General features: G+C 71.9%; 20 protein-coding genes and 1 pseudogene. 9 read left to right on the forward strand and 12 right to left on the reverse strand.

The window, feature by feature from the left end:
• Window positions 1-9: 9 nt before the first annotated feature.
• Both AB0M56_RS38710 and AB0M56_RS38715 read right to left on the reverse strand, forming a co-directional pair.
• The gene (locus AB0M56_RS38710; protein WP_364185622.1) at window positions 10-915 is read right to left on the reverse strand and encodes an ABC transporter ATP-binding protein; all 906 of its coding nucleotides are present in this window, start codon (window positions 913-915) and stop codon (window positions 10-12) included.
• Window positions 916-1,056: 141 nt separating this feature from the next.
• Complete coding sequence (locus AB0M56_RS38715) at window positions 1,057-1,575, reverse strand: DUF402 domain-containing protein (protein ID WP_364185624.1); 519 nt, start codon at window positions 1,573-1,575, stop codon at window positions 1,057-1,059.
• Window positions 1,576-1,728: 153 nt separating this feature from the next.
• Here AB0M56_RS38715 and AB0M56_RS38720 point away from each other — a divergent pair.
• The 3 genes and pseudogenes from AB0M56_RS38720 to AB0M56_RS38730 all read left to right on the forward strand — a co-directional run bounded on the left by AB0M56_RS38720 (window position 1,729) and on the right by AB0M56_RS38730 (window position 6,070).
• Window positions 1,729-2,979 (forward strand): annotated as a pseudogene (locus AB0M56_RS38720) (DUF5685 family protein).
• An 81-nt stretch (window positions 2,980-3,060) separates the two neighbouring features.
• Window positions 3,061-5,220, forward strand: a complete 2,160-nt coding sequence (uvrB, locus tag AB0M56_RS38725; RefSeq protein ID WP_364185626.1) for an excinuclease ABC subunit UvrB — start codon at window positions 3,061-3,063, stop codon at window positions 5,218-5,220.
• Between the two features lie 490 nt (window positions 5,221-5,710).
• Window positions 5,711-6,070: an MmcQ/YjbR family DNA-binding protein gene (locus AB0M56_RS38730; RefSeq protein ID WP_364185628.1), complete on the forward strand. Its 360-nt coding sequence runs from the start codon at window positions 5,711-5,713 to the stop codon at window positions 6,068-6,070.
• Window positions 6,071-6,215: 145 nt separating this feature from the next.
• Here the strand turns inward: AB0M56_RS38730 and AB0M56_RS38735 are convergent, their stop codons facing one another.
• From AB0M56_RS38735 to AB0M56_RS38755, 5 genes are all read right to left on the reverse strand, one after another.
• Window positions 6,216-6,611, reverse strand: coding sequence for a VOC family protein (locus tag AB0M56_RS38735; RefSeq protein WP_220242020.1), 396 nt, complete (start codon window positions 6,609-6,611; stop codon window positions 6,216-6,218).
• A 112-nt stretch (window positions 6,612-6,723) separates the two neighbouring features.
• Window positions 6,724-8,127 carry a S28 family serine protease gene (locus AB0M56_RS38740; RefSeq protein WP_364185630.1) on the reverse strand — a complete coding sequence of 468 codons (1,404 nt, stop codon included), beginning with the start codon at window positions 8,125-8,127 and terminating at the stop codon, window positions 6,724-6,726.
• Window positions 8,128-8,235: 108 nt separating this feature from the next.
• On the reverse strand, window positions 8,236-8,988 hold the full coding sequence (locus AB0M56_RS38745) for an enoyl-CoA hydratase/isomerase family protein (protein WP_364185632.1): 753 nt from the start codon (window positions 8,986-8,988) through the stop codon (window positions 8,236-8,238).
• Between the two features lie 56 nt (window positions 8,989-9,044).
• Window positions 9,045-9,983, reverse strand: coding sequence for an ABC transporter permease subunit (locus tag AB0M56_RS38750; RefSeq protein WP_364185634.1), 939 nt, complete (start codon window positions 9,981-9,983; stop codon window positions 9,045-9,047).
• On the reverse strand, window positions 9,980-12,871 hold the full coding sequence (locus AB0M56_RS38755; protein WP_364185636.1) for an alpha/beta fold hydrolase: 2,892 nt from the start codon (window positions 12,869-12,871) through the stop codon (window positions 9,980-9,982). The genes AB0M56_RS38750 and AB0M56_RS38755 overlap by 4 nt, the downstream gene beginning before the upstream one ends.
• A gap of 333 nt (window positions 12,872-13,204) precedes the next feature.
• Between AB0M56_RS38755 and AB0M56_RS38760 the strand changes: the two genes are divergently transcribed.
• Complete coding sequence (locus AB0M56_RS38760) at window positions 13,205-14,170, forward strand: TerC family protein (protein ID WP_364185638.1); 966 nt, start codon at window positions 13,205-13,207, stop codon at window positions 14,168-14,170.
• A gap of 38 nt (window positions 14,171-14,208) precedes the next feature.
• On the forward strand, window positions 14,209-16,167 hold the full coding sequence (locus tag AB0M56_RS38765) for a S9 family peptidase (RefSeq protein ID WP_364185640.1): 1,959 nt from the start codon (window positions 14,209-14,211) through the stop codon (window positions 16,165-16,167).
• Between the two features lie 4 nt (window positions 16,168-16,171).
• On the opposite strand, the gene AB0M56_RS38770 is transcribed toward AB0M56_RS38765, so the two are convergent.
• From AB0M56_RS38770 to AB0M56_RS38780, 3 genes are all read right to left on the reverse strand, one after another.
• Window positions 16,172-16,828: an RES family NAD+ phosphorylase gene (locus tag AB0M56_RS38770; protein ID WP_220242013.1), complete on the reverse strand. Its 657-nt coding sequence runs from the start codon at window positions 16,826-16,828 to the stop codon at window positions 16,172-16,174.
• A 50-nt stretch (window positions 16,829-16,878) separates the two neighbouring features.
• The gene (locus AB0M56_RS38775; RefSeq protein WP_364185642.1) at window positions 16,879-17,460 is read right to left on the reverse strand and encodes a DNA-binding protein; all 582 of its coding nucleotides are present in this window, start codon (window positions 17,458-17,460) and stop codon (window positions 16,879-16,881) included.
• 409 nt (window positions 17,461-17,869) lie between these two features.
• Window positions 17,870-18,847 carry a LacI family DNA-binding transcriptional regulator gene (locus AB0M56_RS38780; RefSeq protein ID WP_364185644.1) on the reverse strand — a complete coding sequence of 326 codons (978 nt, stop codon included), beginning with the start codon at window positions 18,845-18,847 and terminating at the stop codon, window positions 17,870-17,872.
• A gap of 90 nt (window positions 18,848-18,937) precedes the next feature.
• On the opposite strand from AB0M56_RS38780, the gene AB0M56_RS38785 reads away from it, so the two are divergent.
• Window positions 18,938-20,437: an FGGY family carbohydrate kinase gene (locus AB0M56_RS38785; RefSeq protein ID WP_364185646.1), complete on the forward strand. Its 1,500-nt coding sequence runs from the start codon at window positions 18,938-18,940 to the stop codon at window positions 20,435-20,437.
• Here AB0M56_RS38785 and AB0M56_RS38790 read toward each other — a convergent pair.
• Window positions 20,419-21,090: a helix-turn-helix domain-containing protein gene (locus AB0M56_RS38790; RefSeq protein WP_364185648.1), complete on the reverse strand. Its 672-nt coding sequence runs from the start codon at window positions 21,088-21,090 to the stop codon at window positions 20,419-20,421. The two genes, AB0M56_RS38785 and AB0M56_RS38790, sit on opposite strands and share 19 nt — an antisense overlap.
• Before the next feature lie 39 nt (window positions 21,091-21,129).
• Here AB0M56_RS38790 and AB0M56_RS38795 point away from each other — a divergent pair, with 39 nt between their 5' ends.
• The 3 genes from AB0M56_RS38795 (at window position 21,130) to AB0M56_RS38805 (ending at window position 23,067) form a co-directional block, all read left to right on the forward strand.
• The gene (locus AB0M56_RS38795) at window positions 21,130-21,528 is read left to right on the forward strand and encodes an NUDIX domain-containing protein (RefSeq protein WP_364185650.1); all 399 of its coding nucleotides are present in this window, start codon (window positions 21,130-21,132) and stop codon (window positions 21,526-21,528) included.
• Window positions 21,529-21,722: 194 nt separating this feature from the next.
• A complete protein-coding gene (locus tag AB0M56_RS38800) occupies window positions 21,723-22,211 on the forward strand; it encodes an MmpS family transport accessory protein (protein ID WP_364185652.1) in 489 nt (162 codons plus the stop codon).
• A gap of 49 nt (window positions 22,212-22,260) precedes the next feature.
• Window positions 22,261-23,067 carry an ABC transporter permease gene (locus tag AB0M56_RS38805; RefSeq protein WP_364185654.1) on the forward strand — a complete coding sequence of 269 codons (807 nt, stop codon included), beginning with the start codon at window positions 22,261-22,263 and terminating at the stop codon, window positions 23,065-23,067.
• Here AB0M56_RS38805 and AB0M56_RS38810 read toward each other — a convergent pair.
• Window positions 23,043-23,729, reverse strand: a complete 687-nt coding sequence (locus AB0M56_RS38810) for a histidine phosphatase family protein (RefSeq protein ID WP_364185656.1) — start codon at window positions 23,727-23,729, stop codon at window positions 23,043-23,045. The two genes, AB0M56_RS38805 and AB0M56_RS38810, sit on opposite strands and share 25 nt — an antisense overlap.
• Between the last annotated feature and the right edge of the window lie 14 nt (window positions 23,730-23,743).

Below are 23,743 nucleotides of genomic sequence, written 5' to 3' on the forward strand. Positions count from 1 at the left end.
TGAGTCCCCTCAGGCCAGTTTCCGGCCGGTCAGCGCGACGAAGGCGTCGTCGAGGTTTGCCTGGTCCACGCGCAGGTCGCCCGCGAGCACCTGGTTGCGGGCAAGGAACGACGTCACGGTCTGCAGCGCGGTGGCGCGCCCCGTGACCACGAGCTGCGAGCCGTGGCGTTCAACCTCGAGCACGTCGGGCAGCGCTTCGAGCTGTGCGAGGTCGACCGGTGCCGACGGGCGGAACCGGATGCGCTGCTCGTCGCCGACCTGACGGACCAGCCCGGCCGGCGTGTCGATGGCGACGACGCGGCCCGAGTCGATCACGGCGATGCGGTCGCAGAGGCGCTCGGCCTCCTCCATGAAGTGGGTGACGAGCACGACCGTCACCCCCTCGTCGCGCACCGACTCGACCAGGTCCCACGTGTCGCGGCGGGCCTGCGGGTCGAGGCCCGTGGTGAGCTCGTCGAGCACCGCGATCTCGGGGCTGCCGACGAGCGCGAGCGCGATCGACAGGCGATGCTGCTGCCCGCCCGAGAGCTTCTTGTAGGCGGTGTCGCGCTGGTGCGTGAGCCCGAGCAGGCCGAGCAGCCGCTCGGTGTCCGCCGGCTTGCGGTAGAAGGACGAGTACAGCTCCAGCGCCTCGCCCACCCGCAACCGGTCGGGCAGCCGGCTCTCCTGCAGCTGCACGCCGACGCGTTGGCGCAGCTCGTGCCGGTCACGCCGCGGGTCGAGCCCGAGCACCGACAATGTGCCGCCGTCGGGCGTGCGCAGGCCTTCCATGCACTCGACCGTGGTGGTCTTGCCCGCACCGTTCGCGCCGAGGATCCCGAAGATCTCGCCCCGCTCGACGGTGAACGACACGTCGTCCACCGCCACCTTGTCCCCGTAGGTCTTGTGGAGGTGCTGGACCTCGATCACCGGCATGTCCGCCGTCCCCTCTCGAGCTCTTCGTCTGTCCCGAAGAAGAGTCCCGTGGGGAAAGGGTGCGGCGGATCGCCGGAACGGCCAGAACCGGCATCCACCGCCAGGCGGCGGGCATCCACCGATCGGTGGACCCGAGGTCTCCTAGGGGTGCCGGCGCCAGGTCGCGGTGATGTCCTTTGTGGACAGCCAGGCCGCGAGGTCGTAGCCGTGCGCGGCCAGCCCTTCCACGGTGGCGTAGGCGGTTTCGAGCGCGTACTCGCCTTCGGCCTGAGGCAGCAGGCCCGCCGAGACGGCGGCGAGCAGCTCGTCGGAGTCGATCACCCGCACGGAGACCTTGTCCTTGAGCACGAGGTCGAGGTAGAGGTCGGTGGAGAACCACCGGGTGCCTTCGCGGCGCACGCGCACCACGTCGAGATAGAAGGTCTGGTCGCGTTCGTGGCCGGGGTTGAACCAGAAGTCGGTGATGCGCAGGCCGAGGCCCGGCAGCAGCCACGACTCGAGGTAGCGGAACTGCTCGCGCCCCGGCGTCGGGCGCGCGAGGTACAGCCCGAACGGCTCGGTCCGGAACTCCTCGACCTCCCGTTCGATGCCCTTGGGGTCCACGTTGACGCCGGCGGCCGGGTCGAAGCTCTCCGCCTTCGGCGGGTGCACGTCGGTCATCCGCCCATCCTGCCGGGCGCGGGGCGTCCGGAGCGGTCCGTGCGGCCGGGTGCCCGCGAAATCCACCCGGTTGCCGGGGTGGTCACGGCTCGGCCACTTTCGCATCGGATGTCCTGTTCGCCGGTTAGGTTGGCCCGGACCTGGGGAGGGATCATGTTCGGGATCATCCGGCCGTGCCGGCACCGGCTGTCCGCGCGGCTGCACGCCGACTGGCTCGCGCACCTGTGCGGGCTGTGCCTCGCGTTGCGCGACGAGCACGGGCACCTCGCGCGGGTCGTGACGAACTACGACTCTCTGGTGATCTCCGCTCTCGTGGAGGCCCAGGCCGCGGGCCGGCGCCGGAACGCGGGGCCGTGCGCGTTGCGCGGGATGCGTTCGGCGTCCGTCGCGCGAGGAGAAGGGGCGCAGCTCGCCGCGGCCGTGTCGCTGGTGCTCGCGTCGGCCAAGGTCGGTGACCACGTCGCCGACGGCGATGGTGCGCTCGGCCGGGCGGCGCTGCGAACACCGGCGAAGAAGCTCGCGGCCCGGTGGTCCGCGCAGGGCGCGCGCACCGGCGCGCGCATCGGCTTCGACACCGCGGTGCTGGTGGACGCGGTGGCGCGGCAGGGCACGCTGGAGCACGAGGTGACCGCGGGGGACTCACTGCTGCTGGTGACCGAGCCGGCCGAGGTGGCCGCGTCGGCGGCGTTCGCGCAGACGGCGGTGCTGGCGGGACGACCCGGCAACGTCGCGCCGCTCGCCGAGGCCGGGCGGCTGTTCGGGCGGGTCGCGCACCTGCTCGACGCGGTGGAGGACCAGCCCGCGGACGACGCGGCGGGCAGCTGGAACCCGATGACGGTCACCGGCACCGGGCTCGCCGAGGCGCGGCGGCTCGCCGAGGACGCGGTGCTCGGGGTCGAGCTCACGGTGCGGGAGGCGTCGTTCGCGCAGCCGGCGCTGGTCCACGCGCTCCTGGTGCATGAGCTGCGCCACGCCGTGACCCGGGCGTTCGGGCACTGGCAGGAGCCGCCGCCCGGGTGGCTCGGGCCGGGACCGCTGCCGCCCGTGGTGCCGCCTGCGCCGGGAGGTGCCTAGGCCGGTGGTCGGCCCGGGTGGGGGCCGCCCGCTTCGCCGTCTCAGCCGCCGCCCCCACCTCCGCCTCCGCCGAAGCCGCCGAAGTAGAAGCGCAAACCCGGGGACGGGCCCGAGGACGGCGACGGCGGTGGGTGCTGGGTGCCGAAGTTCGCCGTGCCGCCACGACCGCGCGGGTTCTTCGCGGGGTGCGCGGTGGCGACGTACATGTGCTGCAGCTGCCAGTTCTGCTGCCGCGACCCGTTCCCGGGCCCGTGGAGCGGGAAGGTGCGGCAGAACCACTGCGATTGCGACCCGTGTGCACTGCTCTGCGCCTGCGGTGACGGCTGCTGAACAGGGTCCCGACGCAGGTCAGCAGGCCTGTGGCGGCGCCTCGGCTGAAAACTGTCGGAGGGTCGGCCTACTCTGGTGGACGTGGCTTTCGCAACCGAACACCCCGTCCTCGCGCAGTCCGACTTCCGGCCGGTTTCCGACGTCCCCCGTTCCGGCGGCCGGTTCGAAGTGATCAGCGAGTACAAGCCCGCCGGCGACCAGCCGGCGGCCATCGACGAGCTCGAACGCCGGGTCAAGGCGGGCGAGAAGGACGTCGTGCTGCTGGGCGCCACGGGCACGGGCAAGTCGGCCACCACCGCGTGGCTGATCGAGCGCGTGCAGCGGCCCACGCTGGTCATGGCGCCGAACAAGACCCTGGCCGCGCAGCTGGCCAACGAGCTGCGGGAACTCTTCCCGAACAACGCGGTCGAGTACTTCGTCAGCTACTACGACTACTACCAGCCCGAGGCGTACATCGCGCAGACGGACACCTACATCGAGAAGGACTCGTCGATCAACGACGACGTCGAGCGGCTGCGCCACTCGGCCACGATGAACCTGCTCTCGCGCCGCGACGTGATCGTGGTGGCCAGTGTGTCCTGCATCTACGGCCTCGGCACCCCGCAGTCCTACCTCGACCGGTCTTCGATGCTGAAGGTCGGCGAGCGGCTCGACCGTGACGTGTTCCTGCGCGCGCTGGTCGACGTCCAGTACACGCGCAACGACATCGCGTTCGCCCGCGGCACGTTCCGCGCGCGCGGCGACACGGTGGAGATCATCCCGGCGTACGAGGAGCTGGCGATCCGCGTCGAGTTCTTCGGTGACGAGATCGAAAAGCTGTACTACCTGCACCCGCTGACCGGCGACATCGTGCGTGAGGTCGACGAGGTGCGGATCTTCCCGGCCACGCACTACGTCGCGGGGCCGGAGCGCATGGAGAAGGCGATCAAGGGCATCGAGGCGGAGCTCGAGCAGCGCCTGGCGGAGCTGGAGAAGCAGGGCAAGCTGCTGGAGGCGCAGCGGCTGCGCATGCGCACGGCGTACGACATCGAGATGATGCGCCAGGTCGGGTTCTGCTCCGGCATCGAGAACTACTCGCGCCACATCGACGGCCGCGAGGCCGGGTCCGCGCCCGCCACGCTGATCGACTACTTCCCGGACGACTTCCTGCTCGTGATCGACGAGTCGCACCAGACCGTGCCGCAGATCGGCGGCATGTTCGAGGGCGACATGTCGCGCAAGCGCAACCTCGTCGACTACGGGTTCCGGCTGCCGAGCGCGGTCGACAACCGGCCGCTGACGTGGGAGGAGTTCTCCGACCGCATCGGGCAGACGGTGTACCTGTCGGCCACGCCGGGTCCGTACGAGATGGGTCAGACGGGCGGCGAGTTCGTCGAGCAGGTCATCCGGCCGACCGGCCTGGTCGACCCGAAGGTGGTCGTGAAGCCCACCGAGGGTCAGATCGACGACCTGGTGCACGAGATCCGCGAGCGCGCCGAGAAGGACGAGCGGGTGCTGGTCACCACGCTCACCAAGAAGATGGCCGAGGACCTCACCGACTACCTGCTGGAGCTCGGCATCCGCGTGCGCTACCTGCACTCGGAGGTCGACACGCTGCGCCGCGTCGAGCTGCTGCGCCAGCTGCGCTCGGGCGATTTCGACGTGCTGGTCGGCATCAACCTGCTGCGCGAGGGCCTCGACCTGCCGGAGGTGTCGTTGGTGGCGATCCTCGACGCGGACAAGGAAGGCTTCCTGCGCAGCGGCACGTCGCTGATCCAGACGATCGGCCGCGCGGCGCGAAACGTGTCCGGTGAGGTCCACATGTACGCGGACAAGATCACCGACTCGATGCAGCACGCCATCGACGAGACGGACCGCCGCCGCGCGAAGCAGGTTGCCTACAACGAGGAACGCGGCGTCGACCCGCAGCCGCTGCGCAAGAAGATCGCCGACATCCTCGACCGCGTCTACAGCGAAGCCGACGACTCCGACCAGGCGGTCGCCGTCGGCGGCTCGGGCCGCAACACCTCGCGCGGCAAGAAACCCGAACAGGGCGACCGCGTGCGCAGCTCCGGCATGCTCGTGGACAAGGACGTGGCGGGCATGCCGCGCGCCGAGCTGGCCGACCTCATCCAGCAGATGACCGACCAGATGATGCAAGCCGCCCGCGACCTGCAGTTCGAGCTCGCCGCCCGCCTGCGCGACGAGGTGTCGGACCTGAAGAAGGAACTGCGCGGCATGGACGCGGCCGGCATTCGCTGATGCCCTCCCACGGCCCGCTGCCCTCTGGGTGCGGCGGGCTGGGGGCCGCCAGACCTCCGGTCGGCGGGACGGAACCCGTCGGTTGTGGTCGAGCCGGTTCAGGTGCGCTCGGGAGCTCCGGCGGTTTGGCGCCCGAGCGCAGCCGAGGAACGACAGGCGAGTGGAGTGAGCGGCGGTGCGGCCGTGAGGGCTTGGCCGGTGGGTGACGACGACGGCATGAGGCGAGGGTTGGCCGCTGCGCCGCTGCGGTTTGGTCGCCGGCGGATGCGGCGAGCGGAGCTGACCGGCGGCCCGGTCGCGCACTGCCTGGCCTGCGGCCGGCGCAAGCTTCGACGGCAAAACCGCCGGCGCGCGTCGGCGTTGCCGGTGGCGGCGCGGGCGACCCTGGTGGCGCGGCGCTGGGGCAGTGGGCAGCCGCCGCGATCTTGCCGTGAAGCGGCGGCAGCGGTGGCAGCGTCGGCGTGCGGCAGGCGAGTGGAGGTGAGCGGCGGTGCGGCTCGACGAGGTGATCGAGCACTGCCTGGGCAAGCCCGGGGCCGTGGAGACTTACCCGTTCGGGGAGCACGTGCTCGTGGTGAAGGTCGCGGGCAAGGCGTTCGCGTTCATCGGGCTGGAGCGGCCCGGGTCGGTGGGGCTCAAGTGCGGCGCGAGCCGTGAGGAGGCGGCCGAGCTGCGGGAGCGGTATCCGGAGTCGGTGGGTGTGCTGGACTACCTCGGGCGCTACGGGTGGAACCGCATGGATCTGGGCGCGAGCCCGGCCGCCGCGGTGCCGGGTGACGAGCTGCGGGAGTTGATCGACGCGTCCTACGCGGCCGTGCGAGCGAAGCTGCCCCCAGCGCGACGGCCCTGACCTGGCTGGGGCGGAGCGGTTACCGGCGCACACGCGACAGAGTAGTCACCACCGCGTAGTCACCACTGCGCACGCGCGACGGAGCAGCCACCACGGAGCAGTCACGCCGGCGCGATCAGGGCCGGTGAAGCGGCGACGGCACCGGTCAGGGGCGGGACGGAGCGGGTGCGTTCTCGTCCGGCTGGAGCACGCCGAAGATGTTGCCCTCGGTGTCCTTGCAGTACGCGAGCCAGCCGACGCCCGGGACGGGGTCCTTCGCCAGCGCCATGGTGCCGCCGGCTTTGGCCACGGCGTCGATGGTGGCGTCGACGTCGGTGACCTCGATCGTGTTGATGAAGCCGGAAACCGGGGCGTCCTCGGCGGGGGCGGGGCCGCGGCGGGGGAGGAGGCCGCCGTCGATGCCTTCGCCGTCGCCGGTGGAGACGACCCAGTACGGGACCTCGCCCCACTGTTCGATCTTCCAGCCGAACACGGCGGTGTAGAAGGCGACCGCGCGCTGCGGGTCGCCGGCGTGGATTTCGAAGTGGACGGGCCGGGGCATGGCTGCCTCCTCAGACCGGGCCGACAGGGCGCGCCCGAGACTACGCCCTCGCGCCCGCCGTCACCCGGACAGCCATTCGGCCAAGATCCACAAAGGACTCACCGCACCCGCCTCACAAGCGCGGGCGGTCCGCCATGACCTGGTTCGCGTCGAAGTCCGGGAACCCGGCCGGAGCCGCAACCGAAGCCAGTGACCGCGAAGAAGCAGCCGGCAGACCGGCCCAGCGGCGGATCGTCGCGGTCGCCTCCGCGGCCTGCGCGGCCGGCAGCTGCGCGATCGTCGAGCCGTGGTTGCCGCCCGGCACGAAGTAGCGGTAGGAATCGCGCGAGCCGTACCCGAGCTCGAACGGTTCGGCGCCCCACGGGTCGTTCGAGCCGTACACGAACAGCAGCTGCCGGCCGTGCGCCTTCACCCAGAAGTCGACGTCCGGCATCGCCAGGTAATCGAAGCGCGGCAGCTTCACCGACGCGGGCACGAACGTCGACGGCACGTCGGTGCCCGGGTAGCGCAGCAGGTCGCGCAGGTAGCTGTCGTACGCCTCGGGCGAGCCGAGCTGCACCGCGGCTTGGTAGTAGTACGGCACGAACGGCTCGAGCTCCTGGTCGGAATACGTGTTGAGGCTCTCCACCTGCTCGAACCACGCCCACACGTCGGCCCCCGGTGCGCCCGGCTTCGGGATCGATGCGCAGGCCGAGGCCGGCTGGTACTGCCAGAACGCGAAATACGAGTCGATCACCGAGATCTCCAGCGACTCGTCGATCGAGCCCACCGTGGTGAACGTGTACGCCTTGTGCGCGGCGTCGGCCTTCGCCAGCTCGCCGAGCTGGTCGCGCCGCTTCAGCGCGTCTCGCTGGATCGCCTTGAGCGAAGCGCGGCACGCGGGGTCGCCGACATTCGCGAGGAAGCGGTTGTACTTGTCGATCGGGTCGATCACGTCGTTGGGCGCGACGTAGGGGATCGTGCCGTTCACGTCGTCCGGGAAGAACCGCCGGAAGTACGTGGCGGTCATCCCGCCCTTGCTCCCGCCCGTCGCGAGCCACTTGCCCGGGTAGATCTTCTTGAACGCCTGCGCGGCGGCGTGCTCGTCGGCCGCGGCCTGCCAGATCGTGAGGTCGCGCGACCAATTCGCCGGCTGCGGCCGGGAAGGCGTGAAATAGCGGTACTCCATCGAAAGCTGGTTGCCGTCGACGATCCGCGTCGGCTCCGAGCGGTTCGGGGCCAGGGACACGTTGTACCCGCTGGTGAACGCGACCGTCGGCGCGGAGAAGTCGCGGTGCAGGAGCGTGTACCGCTGGTCGAACTTCGGCCCGTCCGGGTGGCGGTGGTCGGCCGGCTGTGTGAACGTCAGCTCGAAGAACCGGTAGCCCGTCGGCGCTGGGTCCTCCTTCACGACCGTGAGGCCCGGAATCGTGGCCAGCGCGGCCGTGATGTCGTCGTCGCCGGCCGCGCTCGCGACCGGCGTGAGCCCCACGGCAGCCAGCACAGCGGTGGACAAGACGGTGAGCAGCCTGCGCACGTGGTTCCCCCTCGACGGCCCCGAGATCAACTTCCGGATCCTCACAGACCCGGCCGCGCCCGGCAAGGCGCGCCATCCGGTCGGGCGCCGACTTCCGTAGGGTCGGAACTAGCGCTTCAGCACACGGTCCACATAGGACTTGACGTTCGCCAGCGACCGCTCCGACCGCCACATCCGGTCCACGTGCACGTCGTCGGCGGCGCGGTTCTCGGCGATCCGCTCGTGGTAGGGCTGGCGCAGCTGCGCCTTGGTGTGAGCGAACGCCTCGGCCGGCAGTTCGCCGAGGCGGGCGGCGAGCTCACGCGCGCGGCCGAGCACCTCTTCCGGGGCCGCCACCTCGTCGACCAGGCCGCGGGCGAGGGCGTCGTCGATGGTCAGCGTGGCGCCGCTGTACATGAGCGCGGCGAGCGGGTTCGTGCCGTACGCGCAGCGCAGGATCTCCGTCGCGGCCAGCGGGAAAGGCACGCCCACGAGCAGTTCGGTCACGCCGATGCGCCCGGGGCCGGCGGCGGCCACGCGGTGGTCGCACCCCGCGGCCAGCACCATCCCGCCCGCGATCGCGTGGCCGTTGACCGCGGCCACGAGCGGGTGCGGGAAGCCGAAGACCGCCAGCAGCGCGTCGGAGAGCTCGGGCAGGAACTCGCCGACGTAGCTCGCGCCGCCGGCGTCGATGCTGAGCAAGTCGACGCCCGCGGAGAAGATGTCGCCCGATCCGGTCAGCACCGCGGCCTTCGCGCCGTCGGCCGCCTCCTCGAGTTGGAGCACGAGCTCCCGGCAGGTGGCGGTGTCGAGGGTGTTGCCGCGGCCGTGCTCGAGCGTGAGCACGGCGACGCCGTCTTCGACTGCGAGGTGGATGGTCACGCGAGGAGACGTTACCGGCGTCCGGCCGCCCGCGCGGGGCGGCCGGACGCCGGCCGTCAGCTCGTGATATCCCTCGTCGCGAACCGGCGACCGGCCAGCAGCAGGAAGATCGTGGTGTAGATGAGCGACGACAGCACGCCGCTCGCCATGTCCGACCAGTCGATGTCGGTCGAGATCAGGTCGATCCAGGCGAACGAGAAGTGCGTGGGCAGGTAGTTGCGCAGCCCCTCGAGCGCGGTGATCTGGTCGAGGATCTGCGACAGGATCGCCACCAGCACCGTGCCGCCCACCGCGCCCAGCGGGGCGTCGGTGGAGACGCTCAGCAGCAGCGCCAGCCCGGCCACCCACGCCAGCTGCACGATGATGTACACAGTGGACAGCACGAGCGCGATCATGCTGTCGCCGAAGGTGACCGCGTCGCCCGTAGGGCTGATCGCGTCACCCGCGCCGTACCAGATCACGCCCACCAGCAGCGACACCAGCGGCAGCAGCACCAGCGCCGCGGCGGACAGCAGGCCCGACACGATCGCCTTCTGCCGCAGCAGGCGGTGCCGCGGCACCGGGATCGCCAGCAGGTACTTCAGGCTCGACCACGACGACTCGCTCGCGATCGTGTCGCCGAAGAACAGCGCCACGATCATCGGCAGCAGGAACGTGCCGGACACGAACAGCGCGAGCACCACGAAGTTCGGGGCGCTCGCCGTCGCGAGGTCCACGAACCCGCCCGAGCGGCGGTTCGGGTTCGACTGCCCGACCTCGAACGCGATCACGAGGATGAACGGCAGGATCGCCACGAACCCCAGCACCAGCTGGGTGCGCCGCCGCTTGAACTGCCGCTTCAGCTCCACGCGCAGGCGCAGCGTGCGCTCGGCGCGGTAGCCGGCGACGGCACCGTCCGGGCCGACCTCCGTCTGCTCGGCCGTCGCCAGCTCGCTCAGCTCCCGCAGGGCGGCGGGGTCGGTGTGGACCCCGCCCGAACCGTTGGTGTTGCTCATGAGTTGTCTCCGACCAGCTGCAGGAACGCGTCTTCCAGCCGGCGCCGAGGCCCGGCCTGCTCCACCGCGACACCCGCGCGCACGAGTGCCGCCACGGCCTCGGCGCGCGGCATCCCGTCGAGGTTCACGTGCACGAGGTCACCCTCGACGTCGATGTCGGTGACGCCGCCGATGCCCTTGAGCGCCGCCGCGGCCGCCGCCGGGTCGCCGACGCGGAACGTCGCCTCGCCGCTCGCGGCCGCCAGCTCGCCGACCTCGCCCGAGGCCACGAGCGTCCCGCGGTGCATCACGACCACGTGCGAACACGTCTGCTCGACCTCGGCCAGCAGATGGCTCGAGACGACGACCGTGCGCCCGGTGGCGGCGTAGCGCTGCAGGACCTCGCGCATCTGGTGGATCTGGGGCGGGTCGAGCCCGTTGGTGGGTTCGTCGAGCACCATGAGTTCCGGCAGGCCGAGCATCGCCTGCGCGATGGCGAGGCGCTGGCGCATGCCCTGGCTGTAGTTCTTCACGCGGCGGTTCACCGCGTCGCCCAGGCCTGCGATCTCGAGCGCTTCCGAGAAGTGGGCCTTCTCGGCGGGCCGGCCAGTCGCCGCCCAGTACAGCTCGAGGTTCGCCTTGCCCGACAGGTGCGGCAGGAACCCGGATCCCTCCACGAAGGATCCGATGCGCGACAGCACGGGCGCGCCGGGCGAGATCTTGTGGCCGAAGACGCGGATCTCGCCCGCGGTCGGCGTGATCAGGCCCATCAGCATGCGCAGCGTCGTCGTCTTGCCGGCGCCGTTCGGGCCGAGCAGACCGAGCACCTGGCCCGGTTCCACGCGGAAGGACAGGTCCTTCACGGCCACGAACCCGCCCGCGTACTGCTTGCGCAGCCCCGTGATCACGAGCGGCGTGCCGGCCAGGTCGGGGTCGACGTCGTGCGCGCGCCGGCGGCGGATCGCGGCGAACACCATCGCGACGATGCCCACGAGCAGAGTCACGCCGATGCCGATCAGCTGGCCCTTCGGCGCCGGCGTGCCCACCGACGTCCCGGGCACGACCGGCACGGCGAGCGACGAACCCGACGCCAGCGCGATGCGGAACACGCCCGGCGCGGTCGGCGTCGAGAACGACTGGTCCGTGGTGCCGACCACGAGACGCAGCGAGTGCGCGGCCTCGATCGGGCGCACGATGCCCGGCAGCGTCACCGTCACGTCCACCGGGGTGCCGTTCGCGGGCAGATTCGCCACGCGGAACGGCGCGACGGCGTTGGCCGGCAGCACGCGGGTGCCGTCGGGGCCGACGTCGTAGAGCTTGGCGAACAGCACCGCCTCCGGCAGCGGGTGTGCCGGGTCGGTCGCGACCCGCAGCCGCACGGTGCTGGAACCCGCGATCAGGACCTGGCTGTCGAACGGCGCGCTGCGGAACTGCGCGGCCTGACCCGGCGGGTCGGTGCTGAACAACGGTGCGAGCCGCGACGAACCCGCCGCCAGCCCGTTGAGACCGGGGATGCCGCTCACGGCAGCGGGGTTGGCGCCCGCGGGCCGCACGGCGGGCTGCGGCGGACCGGCGAGCGCGACCTGGCGGCGTTCGGTGCCCGTGCCGGCGAGGCCCGGGTACGCGTCGGCGCTGACCGTCCGCACGGACGGCGCGCCGTTGGCCCGCAGCGTGCCCTGCACGTCGTAGCTGAAGCCGGTGCCCGGGTCGCCGTCGCCCGTCAGCGCCGACCACAGGAAGTCGCCGATCTTCGCCCGCAGCTGCGGGCCGGGGACGCCGCCGTCGTGGCCGCCGGTGTACCAGATGGTGCGGACCTTGCCGCCCGCCGCGGCGATCTGCCGCGCGGTGGCGTCGGACTGGTCCAGACCGAACAGCGTGTCGCTCTCACCCTGCACGAGCAGCGTCGGCACGGTGATCTTGTCCGTCACGGACACGGGCGAGACGCGGTGCAGCAGCGCGACGGTCTGCGCGCTCACCTTCCCGGTGGTCGCCAGCTCCGTGTACGCCTGGCAGACCTGGGCGGTGAACCGGCCGCACGGGTCCGCGGCCGGCGCCTGACGCGGCTGGGCCTGTCCGGCGACCGGGGCGGTGGCCGCCTGCGGATCGGTGCCGCCGCCGGTGCCTCCGGTGCCGCCGACCGAGCCGCCGTTGTCGTCGGTCTCCTGCCCGGCCTCGGGAGCCTCGGCCGAGGAGGACGCACCCGCACTCGGCGCGCCCGAACCGGAGGAGAAGAAGATGCCCGCCCAGCTCTTCTTGAACACGCCGTCGGGCGCGAACTCGCCCGCCGCCGGGGTCTTCGCCGCGGGCGGCGCGGTGGCGCCGGCGTTGGGGATCAGGCCCTGGGCCAGGTCGTTGTAGGTGATCACCGGGGCGACGGCGGCCACGCGCTTGTCGGTGCCGGCGAGCAACAGCGACAGCGCGCCGCCGTAGGACGCGCCGGTGACGGCGATCTCCGGCGCGCCGCCCGCGCGGGTGGCGACGTCGTGGGTCGCGACGAGGTGGTCGATGAGCCGGCTCGCGTCGGCGACCTCCGCGTCGGGGTCGTTGAGGCCGATCTTGCCGGTGCTGCGGCCGAAACCGCGCGCCGACCAGGTCAGCACGACGAACCCGCGCTCGGCCAGCTCGCGGGCCTGGGGGTCCACGCTGGACTTGTCGCCGCCGAAACCGTGGGCCAGGAGCACGGCGGGGGCGGGCGTCTTCTCGGGGTAGTAGGTGGTGGTGTCGATGCGGACCTGCTCGGCCGAGCCGGGCGCGGCCGGCATCTGCAGGAAGGCGTCCTGGGTCCGGACGGGCGAGGGCTGCGAGCCGCTCGTGGTCCAGACGGCCACGACGGCGGGGACGACCACCACGACCGCGGCCAGCGCGGTCAGCCGGGCACCGCGCGTGCGCGGCAACGGGATTCGGGGCACGTGCTGACGTTATTTGAGCTTCGCTGAGAGCCGCGCGCGGGGCTCACACGGATCAGACATCTTTTTCACGCGAGCACAGGTGATCTTCGGTTCGGTGACGGAGGTAACACCGCCGGTTCGGTGACGAGGGCAACCTCCGCTGGCGTTCGCGCGCCGTAACCGGCAAACTGGACGGGCTGTGAGGGGAGTATTCCTTCGCGGCGGTGTCGTCAGCACGGTCGCCTCGTCATACACAGTGGCGTGGCCCCCGGCACCGTCGGCCGGTAGAAAGGAACCGGCGGAAGAGACCTCCGGTTAGTTGCTGCTACGCGCTATCCGGAGGTATGTGTTGTGATGACTGTTCCCTTGTGGTTGTGGATCGCGACGGTCGGTGGCCTGCTGGCCCTGATCGCACTCGATCTGGTGATCGTCGACCACAAGCCCCACGCGATCAAACCGGCCGAGGCCGCGCGCTGGGTGATCTTCTACATCGCCTGTGCCGTCGTGTTCGGCATCGGGGTCTGGGTCTTCGCCGGGCACGACCCGGGCGTCGAATTCTTCACCGGGTACATCACCGAGTACTCGCTGAGCGTCGACAACCTGTTCATCTTCATGATCATCATGGCGTCGTTCAAGGTGCCGGCCATCCACCAGCACCGCGTGCTGCTCGTGGGCATCCTGCTCGCGCTCGCGATGCGCAGTGTGTTCATCGCGGTGGGCGCGGCGCTGATCGCGCAGTTCGTGTGGGTGTTCTTCCTCTTCGGCGCGGTGCTGATCTGGACCGCGATCAGCATGCTGCGCAAGAAGGACGAGGAAGAGGAGTACCACGAGAACGCCGTGACCCGCTGGGTCCGCAAGATCTTCCCGGTCACCGACGACTTCCACGGCCACAAGTACACGGTCAAGGTCGACGGCAAGCGGATGATCACGCCGATGCTCGTGGTGATCGTCGCCATCGGCTCGGCCGACCTGCTGTTCGCGGTGGACTCGATCCCGGCCATCTTCGGGATCACCCAGGAGGCGTTCCTGGTGTTCACCGCCAACGCGTTCGCGCTGATGGGCCTGCGTCAGCTGTACTTCCTGCTCGGCGGGCTCGTCGAGAAGCTGGTGTACCTGTCCTACGGCCTCGCAGTGATCCTCGCTTTCATCGGCGCGAAGCTCGTGGTGCACGCGCTGCACGAGTACCACGTGGCGCCCGACTGGCTGGACATCAACAACTGGATGTCCCTCGGCGTGATCGTGGTCGTGCTGGCGATCACCACCGTGGCGAGCCTCGCCAAGGCGAAGAAGGACGAACGGGCGCGCGTACCGACGGAATAAGTCTTTCGCTTTGCTAATGATCCGGTACGGTCGTCGGCATGCGACCAGCCGACATCGAAGCCCTCGTCGTCCCCGGCCGCCCCGTACTCCGGGGTGACCTGCTTCTGACCGCGGTCAAGCACCCCGACCTCGAGTCCAACGCCAACCACAGCGCGCTGCGGCGGGTGGGACTCGGGGGAGGGGATACCGCTTGGACCCAAGGCCCGCACGACGCGGCCCCGGCGATCTCGCCCGACGGGCGCTGGGTCGCGTTCCTGCGGGCCGGCGACGGCGAAGGCGCGGACGGCAGCGCGCAGGTGCACGTGATGCCGGCCGCGGGCGGCGAGGCCAAGCGGCTGACGTCGCTGCACCTGGGCGCCGACGCGCCGGTGTGGGCGCCGGACTCGCGGCGGCTCGCGTTCACCGCGCGCGTGCCGGAGGCGGGCCGCTACGGCACCGAGGACGCCGACGGCGAGAAGTCGGAGCCGCCCGCCGAGGCGCCGCGCCGGATCACGCGGTTCGACTACCGCATCGACGACATCGGGTTCCTGCGCGACCGCGCGAAGCGGCTGTTCGTGTTCGACGCCGTCGCCGCTCTGGACTCGACCGCGCCGCCCGAGCTCGAGCCGATCTCGCCGGTCACCTACGACGTCGACGGCCCCGCGTGGACGCCCGACGGCGAGCGCGTGGTCGTGGTGGTGCCGCAGGACTGGGACCGCGTGGAGACGCACTACAGCGACCTGGTGGCGTTCCCGGCCGCCGGCGGCGAGCCCGAGATCGTCGTGTCGTGCCACGGTTCCGCGGACCAGCCCGTGTTCGCGTCCGACGGCACGCTGTACTTCTACGGTCTGTCCTACGAGGACGGCCACCGCGAGGCCTGCAACACCGGCCTGTACGCCGCCACGATCGGCACCGGCGGTCCCGCGAAGGCGCGGCGGCTGACCGACATCGAGACCGTCGACGTGGAGAGCGGCTCCGGGCCCGCCATTCCCGTGAACGGCGAGGTGCTCGTGGCCGTGCGCAACCGCGGCGCCGTGGAGCTGCGCGCGGTCCCGGCTTCCGCCGAGGCGGCCGTGCTGGCCGACCTGCGCGTGCTGCACGACGGCCACGTGGTGGTCCGCGGGTTCGCGGCCGACGGAGACACGATCGTCGCCGTGGTCGCCACACCGGAGACCTCGGGCGATGTGGTCGTGCTCGACGCCGGCGGCCCGCGCGTACTCACCGACTACTCAAAGCCGTTGCGGGACAAGGGGTTGCGCCCCGTCGAGGAGCTCACCACGACCTCGCCCGACGGCCACCCCGTGCACGGCTGGCTCGTGCTGCCCGAGGGCGAGGGCCCGCACCCGGTGCTGCGGGTCGTGCACGGCGGGCCGTTCGCGCAGCAGGACTGGGCCGTGTTCGACGAGGCCCAGGTCTATGCCGCGGCCGGCTACGCCGTGGTGCTCGGCAACCCGCGCGGTTCGGCGGGCTACGGGCAGGGCCACGGCCGCGCGATCACCTTCGGGTTCGGCACGGTCGACGTCGACGACGTGCTCGCGCTGCTGGACAAGGCGCTGGAGCGGCCCGACCTCGACTCCTCACGCGTCGGCATCATGGGCGGTTCGTACGGCGGGTTCATGACCAGCTGGGTCGCCTCGCACCACCCGGAGCGGTTCAAGGCGGCGTGGAGCGAGCGCGCGGTGAACGCGTGGGACTCGATGGTCGGCAGCTCCGACATCGGCTACTTCTTCGTCGACTCCTACATCGGCACCGACCCGGAGGTGCTGCGCGACCGCAGCCCGCTGACCTACGCGGCCGACATCACCATCCCGTTCGCGGTCGTGCACTCCGAGCAGGACTGGCGTTGCCCGCTGGAGCAGGCGCAGCGCATGTTCGTGGCGCTGCGCCGCGCAGGTGCCGACGCGGAGTTCCTGCTGTTCCCGGGCGAAGGCCACGAGCTGTCGCGCGCGGGGCGCCCGCGCCACCGCGTGCAGCGCTTCGACGCGGTACTGGAGTGGTGGTCGCGCCACCTGGGCTGAGTGCTCAGTTGAGGAGCGTGTAGTTCAGCTCTTCGCAGACCCGGCCGAGCGGGACGTCGAGCCCCGGGTGGTCCAGCGGCAGCAGGACATCCGGGGCGATCGGCAGCGCGGCGCCCGCCGGCGGGTCCCACAGGCACACGGCCGGGTCGCCGGAGTCCATCGACGAGCGGTACCAGAGACCGTCGAGGTCGGGCAGCGCGCTGCGGATCGCGCGCGCCCAGGCCTGGGTGATCTTCTTCGGCCCGCTGGAGATCTCCTGCGACGCGCCCACGCGCGTGGGCCACAGCCCGGTGAGGTCGAGCAGTCGCAACGGGCGCATCGGGCGCACGACCACGAGCCGCGGCCCGCGCGTCTTGCGGTCGACCGTCGAGCTTGTCTGGAACACCTCGGCGACGCTCGTGCGCACGGTCAGGCCGAAGTACAGCACGCCGTTGCCGGGGTCGGTCACGGGCTGGCCGCCGCGGCCGGGTGGCTGCTGGTCGAACCGGCCGTGCGGGAGCGGGCCGGTGTAGCGGAACGAGTTCCACTGCTGCGGGTGGTTGCCGTGCGCGGTGAAGATGCGGACCAGCCTGGTCTCGGGCTGCACCGCCACCACGTCGTGGGCGCGGTCCAGCTCCTTGACCAGCACGGATCGCGCGGGCGGCAGAGGGAGCCGGGCCATGCGTCGGGGGTCGTCCGTCCTGTGTCGGTGATCTTGGGCGTCGGGTCAGCCTAGAACGGCGAGCCGAGCGTGGCGACGAGGCGCGCGACCTGCTCGGGATCACCACCCGAGAGGAGCCACTGGCGCGGGGTCGCGGGCCGGTCGCTGATCACCAGGTCGTCCTGCGGGGTGTTCATGAACGCGGCGACGACGAGCGCGGGCTGGTCCTCGGGGATCGCGCGCAGCACCGCCTCGAGGCCGGGCAGCACGCCGGAGCCGTTGAACTGCCACGACGGCAGCCGCCAGCCCTGGTCCTTCCAGCCCGTGAGCCGGCCTTCCTTGAGGCGGTGGCGGATGCGGCTGTCGTCGATCTTCAGCGCCTTCGCGGCCTGGGTGACGGTGAGCGCCGAGTCGGCGAGCACGGCGTGGGCGGCCACGGTGCGCGCGCGGAAATCGGGCTCGTCGTCGCCGTGGGGCGTGAGGTCGAGCCCCACGTCCGCCAGCGCGGCCTGCTGGTCGGGCGAGAAGTAGTGCGACGGGTCCGGATTCGGCGGCGACAGCCTGCGCGCCGCGTCCTCGACGAGCGTGAGGAACTCGGTGGCGTCGGCCTTGAGCCCCGCCTTGGCGAGGACGTTCTCGAGCGCGACTGACATGCGCTCAGAGTAGCTCGCGTGTGCGGGTTCGTGCGGTTCAGCACCGGATTTGTGGGTGAATTCACCAGAGATCGACACGCGGCGCGCAGAACCCAACACGAGGTGTAGGCGATTTCGCGTCAGTCTGCCCGGCCGGTGGTCGTGCTGTCCAGGCTTTCGTGCCCTTGACACTCCGCCGTGGCCCCTTTACGTTCGGTTGGTAATCGATTTCCCGCCTCGTGCTGTTGCGGGCTCCGGTGGTTTCGGCCGCCGGTGCTGGGGGGACAGGGGGTGGGACGTGCCTGGTGGACCGGTACTGGCCGGTCCACCAGGCACGTCGTCTTTTCAGGGTTTTCCGCGCAGTTTCACGTCGGCGTGGACGCAATTCCGGGTGGTGGGCGCGAATTGCGCGACGTGAATTCCGTGCGCCTCAGCGGCGGGAGCTCTGCCGTTCGATGAGCCGCGCTTCCAGTGTCGTCGTGGTGGGGCGGCGGGTGCTGTCGGTGATGCGGGCGAGCAGGAGCTGCGCGGCGACCCGGCCGACTTCGTAGGCGGGCTGCGCGACAACCGTCAGCGGCGGGTCGATCAGGGTCGTCCAGGGGGCGTCGTCGAAGGAGACGATGCCGACGTCGCGGCCGGGGCGCACGCCGCGGCTCGCGAGGGTTTCCAGGACGCCGATCGTCATGGTGCTGTTGGCCACCAGCAGCGCGTCCGGGGGTTCGGGCAGTTCGAGCAGCTCGGTGGCGGCCACCCGCGCGCCCTCGGCGCGGTACTCGGCGCGGCGGAAGAGCGCGTTCTCCTCGCCGACGGCGTCGAGGTAGCCGGCGAGGCGGTCATCGGCCGTACGGACGCCGGCGGGACCCGTCAGGCACGCGATGCGGCGGTAGCCGCCGGCCACGAGGTGGCGGGTCGCGTCGCGCGCGGCGCGGCGGGTGTCCACGAGGACCTGGTCGCCGTCCGGGCCGGTGAGCGGCCGGTCGACCGCGACCACGGGCGTGCCCTGGCGGCGCAGGCGGTCGACGTTGGTGGAGCGGCCCGTGGGGGAGAGCACGACGCCGGCGACGCGTTCCTGGAGCGCGACGTCGATGTAGCGGCGCTCCTTGTCCTCGTTCTCGTCTGAGTTGCACAGCACCACGGAGTAGCCCGACACCTGTGCGAGGTCCTCGACGCCGCGCGCGATCGCCGTGAAGAACGGGTTCTCGACGTCGGAGATGATCAGCGCCAGCACGGCCGTCTCCTGGCGGCGCAGGTTCCGGGCCAGGCCGTTGGGGTGGTAGCCCAGTTCCTCGGCCGCCACGAGCACCCGCGCGGCGAGCTCCGGGTCCACTGTGGACTTGCCGTTGAGGGCCCGGGACACCGTGGCGGTGGAGACGCCGGCGCGCGCGGCGACGTCGCTGATCGTGGCCACCGTGACCTCCTCCGGCCGTCCTTGACACCCTCGTCCCCCGAAGAATAGCGTCCCGGGTAATCGTTTACCGTCCGCATACGGGGAGTCGCGGTGGATCCGGGCCTGCTGCTCGGCATCGACATCGGCACGTCCAGCTCGAAGGGCGTCCTCGTCGGTGCCGACGGGACGATACTGGCGCGCGCCGGCCGCGCGCACACCACCTCCCGTCCACGGCCCGGGTGGTTCGAGCACGACGCGGAAACGGTGTGGTGGGCCGACTTCATCGCGCTCGTGCGCGAGCTCGCCGCGGCGGCGGGCGACCGGCCGCTCGCCGGGCTGGCCGTGAGCGGCATCGGGCCGGTGCTGCTGCCCGCCGACGCCGACGGCCGGCCCCTGCGCCCGGCGATCCTCTACGGCGTCGACACGCGCGCGGGCACGGAGATCGCCGAGCTCACGGCGGAGCTGGGTGAAGGGTCCATTGTGGAGCGCGGTGGCAGTGCACTGTCCAGCCAGGCTGTGGGACCCAAGTGGCGCTGGCTGTTCCGGCACGAGCCCGAGGTCGCGGAACGCGCCGAACTGTTCCTCATGGCAAGCTCGTACCTCGTGCTGCGGCTCACCGGCGAGTACGTGCTCGACCACCACTCGGCGAGCCAGTGCGACCCGATGTACGACCTGCGCGCCGGTGCGTGGGCCGAGGACTGGGCCCGGCTGGTCGCGCCCGGCGTGCGGCTGCCGCGGCTGGCGTGGCCGACGGAAGTGGCCGGCACGGTTTCCGCGTCGGCGGCCGCGGCGACCGGGCTGCCCGCGGGCCTGCCCGTCACGTGCGGCACGGTCGACGCGTGGGCCGAGGCGGCGAGCGCCGGCGTGCGGGCGCCCGGCGACACGATGCTCATGTACGGCACCACGATGTTCCTCGTGCAGACCGCCGCCGAGCCGCGTCCGGTGCCGGGCCTGTGGGCCACGCGCGGTGCGTTCGAAGGCACGTACTCGCTGGCCGCCGGCATGGCCACGTCCGGCGCGATCACCGACTGGCTGCGCGACCTCGTCGGCGGTGAGTTCGCCGACTTGGTCGCCGAGGCGGGCGACGTGCCCGCCGGGAGCCGCGGACTGCTGATGCTGCCGTACTTCGCCGGCGAACGCACCCCGGTGCCGGACCCGGCCGCGCGCGGGGTGCTCGCCGGGCTGACGCTGTTGCACACCAGGGCCGACCTCTACCGCGCCGCACTGGAAGGCACCGCGTACGGCGTGCGGCACAACCTGGAGACGATGGGTTCCGCCGAAGGCCGCCGCCTCGTCGCGGTCGGCGGCGGCACGCAGGGTCGCGTGTGGACGCACATCGTGAGCGACGTGACGCGCGCCGAGCAGCACGTGCCCACCGAAACGATCGGCGCGGCTTTCGGGGACGCGTTGCTGGCCGCGTTCGCCGTGGGGCTGGAGCCGGACATCGACGCGTGGAACCCGGTCGCGACCGTCGTGCGGCCCGATCCCGCGCGGGCCGACGTCTACGACGAGTTCTACGCCCGCTACCGCGCCCTGTACCCCGCGACGGTCGACATCGTGCACTTCCTTGCCGCGCAACAGGAACGCGCGGCTCAGGCTCCGGTGAAGTAGGCGCTCGGCGTGAGGCCGGTCAGCGCCCGGCACTCCCGCGACAGGTGGGCCTGGTCGGCGTACCCGGCGCCGGCCGCGAGGCCGGCCAGCCCGGGCGCACGCGGCGCGAGGGCGATGGCGCGTTGCAACCGCAGCACGCGCAGGTAGGTCGCGGGTCCATAGCCGACGGCGACGGTGAAGCGCCGCCGCAACTGCCGTTCACCCACGGCCGTCGCCGGAGTGCCCACGCGGGCCGGCGCGGTGTGCAGGTGCGACAGCAGCGCGGCCACGGCCGGGTCGGGGTCGGCCTCCCGGCCGGCCACGACGTCGGTGAGGCAACGCGCACCGCTGAGTACCGCGTCGGTCAGCAGCTCCCCGCGGCGGCCCCACACCTCGGCCAGCGGGAGCCGGCGGTCGCGCAGCTCGTCGGCCGCCACGCCGAGCACGGCGGGTGCCGCGCCGGGGTGGAAGCGCAGGCCGTGCAGCGTGGCGCCGGGCGAGGTGCTCGACGACCATGCCTCGGTGTCCGGGCCCGCGACGAAGACCTCGCCGTCGCCGGCGACGAGGTCGACGCAGCCGTCGGGCACGATCCGCTTCGGGCCCGCCGGGACCGACCGCCATAGGCAGCGGACCACGGCGCGCACCGGCTCGGGCGCGAGCGTCTCCGAGTACACCCCCTGATCATCCCCTCCGGGTACGACAGAATGCGACCCATGACCCCGATCGACGCGCTCGCCTGGGTCCACGTCTGCGACCGGCGGCTGCTGTCGGTGCGCACGCGCGGCAAGGCGAAGTTCTACCTGCCGGGCGGCAAACGCGAGCCGGGCGAGGGCGACGTCGCGGGGCTGTGCCGCGAGATCCGCGAAGAACTGGGCGTCGAGCTCGACCCGCTGACCTTCCGCTTCTTCGCGCTGCTCGACGAGCAGGCCGACGGGTTCGCCGACGGCCGCCGCGTGCGCATGATCTGCTACACGGCCGAACACACGGGCGAGCCGGAGCCGTCGGCCGAGATCGCCGAGGCGGCGTGGCTGGGCTCCGCCGACGCCGCAGTGTGTCCGCCCGCCGGGCAGCGTGTGCTGCGGATGCTGGCAGAGCAGGCCGTCGTGGAATGACTCTCCGTGACCGGATATCACGACGGTGTTATCGGCATCGTCCGTGGTGACCACACCGGTGACTGGCCCACGGGGGCACCCGAAAGGGTGAAGTTTCACCAACTTCGCGCGGTTGGCTAACGCCGAGTGACGTTCGGACGAGAACCAGACGTCGTACTCGTCAGAAGTGCGCTGGAACGAGAGAAGACCTCTCCATGAGTGTTCCTGCCGCGACCCCTCCGGCATCGCCGCCGGGTGCGGGTGGTCCGGGCCGGCTCAAGCCGCTCGGCAGCGTGGTCGGCGTCATCGCCGTCGCGATCGCTGTGGCCTCGTACGTCACGCCCAAAGCGGCGCCGACGGCCGGCGAACCCGGCCAGGTGTCCCCGACCGAGGTCGCGCAGGCCGAGCCCGTGGCCGTCCAGAACGTCACCCGCACCATCGTCTACTCGCTCGAGGGCGAAGGCGGCGCCCGCAACCTCACCTACGTCGCGGCCGACGCGGGCCTCGAGCAGCAGACCGCGGTCACCACGCCGTGGTCGGTCGCCGTCACGCGCACCGCGCCGGCCGGTGAAGCCGAGTTCGCGAGCCTTGCCGCGCAGAGCGCCGGGCCGGGCGGGTTGACCTGCCGCATCACCGTGGACGGCACCGTCGTCGCCGAGAAGTCGGTGTCGGAGGAGGGCGCGCAGCTCAGCTGCACCGCGTGAACCACGGCGTGAGCCTCGGACAAGCCGTTCCTGGGGCAGGATCACAGTCGTGAACGGTGCGATCGGGTTCGGGCCCGCCCTGGTGATCGTCCTGGCGGTGCTGACGCTGGCGGGGGCCGGGGTGGTGCGCTTCGGCGGGCTGGGTCAGGGCCGGGCAGTGCTGCTGGCGGCGGTCCGCGCGGTCGCGCAGCTCGCGCTCGTGTCCCTGGTGATCACGCTGATCCTGCGGTCGGGCTGGCTCACCGTCCTGTTCGTGCTGCTGATGTTCGCGATCGCGGCGGTCACGTCGGCTTCTCGCATCGGCGTGCCACGCCGGATTGGCTGGGTGGCGCTGGCACTGGCCTCGGGCGTCGCGCCCGTGCTGGCCCTGGTACTCGCTTCGGGAGTGGTGCCGCCGGAACCGATCACGGTCGTCCCGATCGCCGGCATCGTGATCGGCGGGACGATGACCGCCACGTCGCAGTCGGCGCGCCGCGCGCTCGACGAGCTCGCCCTGCGCCACGGCGAGTACGAAGCCGCGCTGGCACTGGGTTTCCTGCCCCGGCTGGCCGCGCTGGAGATCTGCCGTCCCTCGGCCGGGCAGGCGCTGATCCCGGCGCTCGACCAGACGCGCACGGTCGGGCTGGTGACGCTGCCGGGTGCGTACGTCGGTCTGCTGCTCGGCGGTGCGGGCCCGATCCAGGCGGGTATCGCGCAGGCGCTCGTGCTGATCGGGCTGCTGGCCGCGGAGTCCGTGGCCGTGCTGACGACGGTGCAGCTCGTCGCGGCGGGGTTCATCCGCCGCGACGAGCCGGTGCGCCGCCGGTGGATCTTCGCGTGGGTGCCGTGGCGTCAGCCGAGCGGCGCCGCCAGGTGAGCGGTGTCGTTGAAGCGCCGCACGAGCCAGCGGTCGCCCTGCACCACGAGGTGGGAGATGGACCCGTTGTCCGCGCCCAGGAACGCGAAGCGGTCGACCGCGCGGCTCGCCTGCGCGAAGACTTCGCCGATCACGCCGCCGTGGGTGAACACCGCGACGCGGCGGTCGGGGTTGGCCGCGGCGATCCGCATGAGCGCCCGGCGGATGCGCCGGCCGAACGCCTCGTCGGACTCCGCGCCCGGGATCACCGCCCAGCGCTGCTCGGTCCAGAGCCGATCGACGATCGGGTGGCCTTCGGTCGTGTACTGGCGGAAGAGCCCGTTCTCCCAGTCGCCCAAGTGGATTTCGCGCAGCTCGGGCACGACCTCGGGCGTGAGGCCCAGCTTTTCGGCGAGCGGCGCGGCGGTCTGCACCGTGCGCCGCAGCGTGGTGACGTAGAGCGCTTCGATGCGCTCGCCGACGAGCCGTTCGCCGATGCGGAGGGCGTGGTCGCGGCCTTCGGGCGCGAGGTCGGGGTCGGCCTGGCCGTCGACGAGGTCGAACGGTGCGCTGATCCGCGCGGGCGCGGATTCTCCGTGGCGCACCAAGAAGATCTCGGTCGCTCCCGGCTGGGGGCTGAACCGGTGCTGGCGGTATTCGACTTCCTGCTCGGGCGTGCTCATGGCCCCGACCCTAT

This window comes from Amycolatopsis sp. NPDC051372 (genome assembly GCF_040682095.1).
Taxonomy (GTDB): Bacteria; Actinomycetota; Actinomycetes; order Mycobacteriales; family Pseudonocardiaceae; genus Amycolatopsis.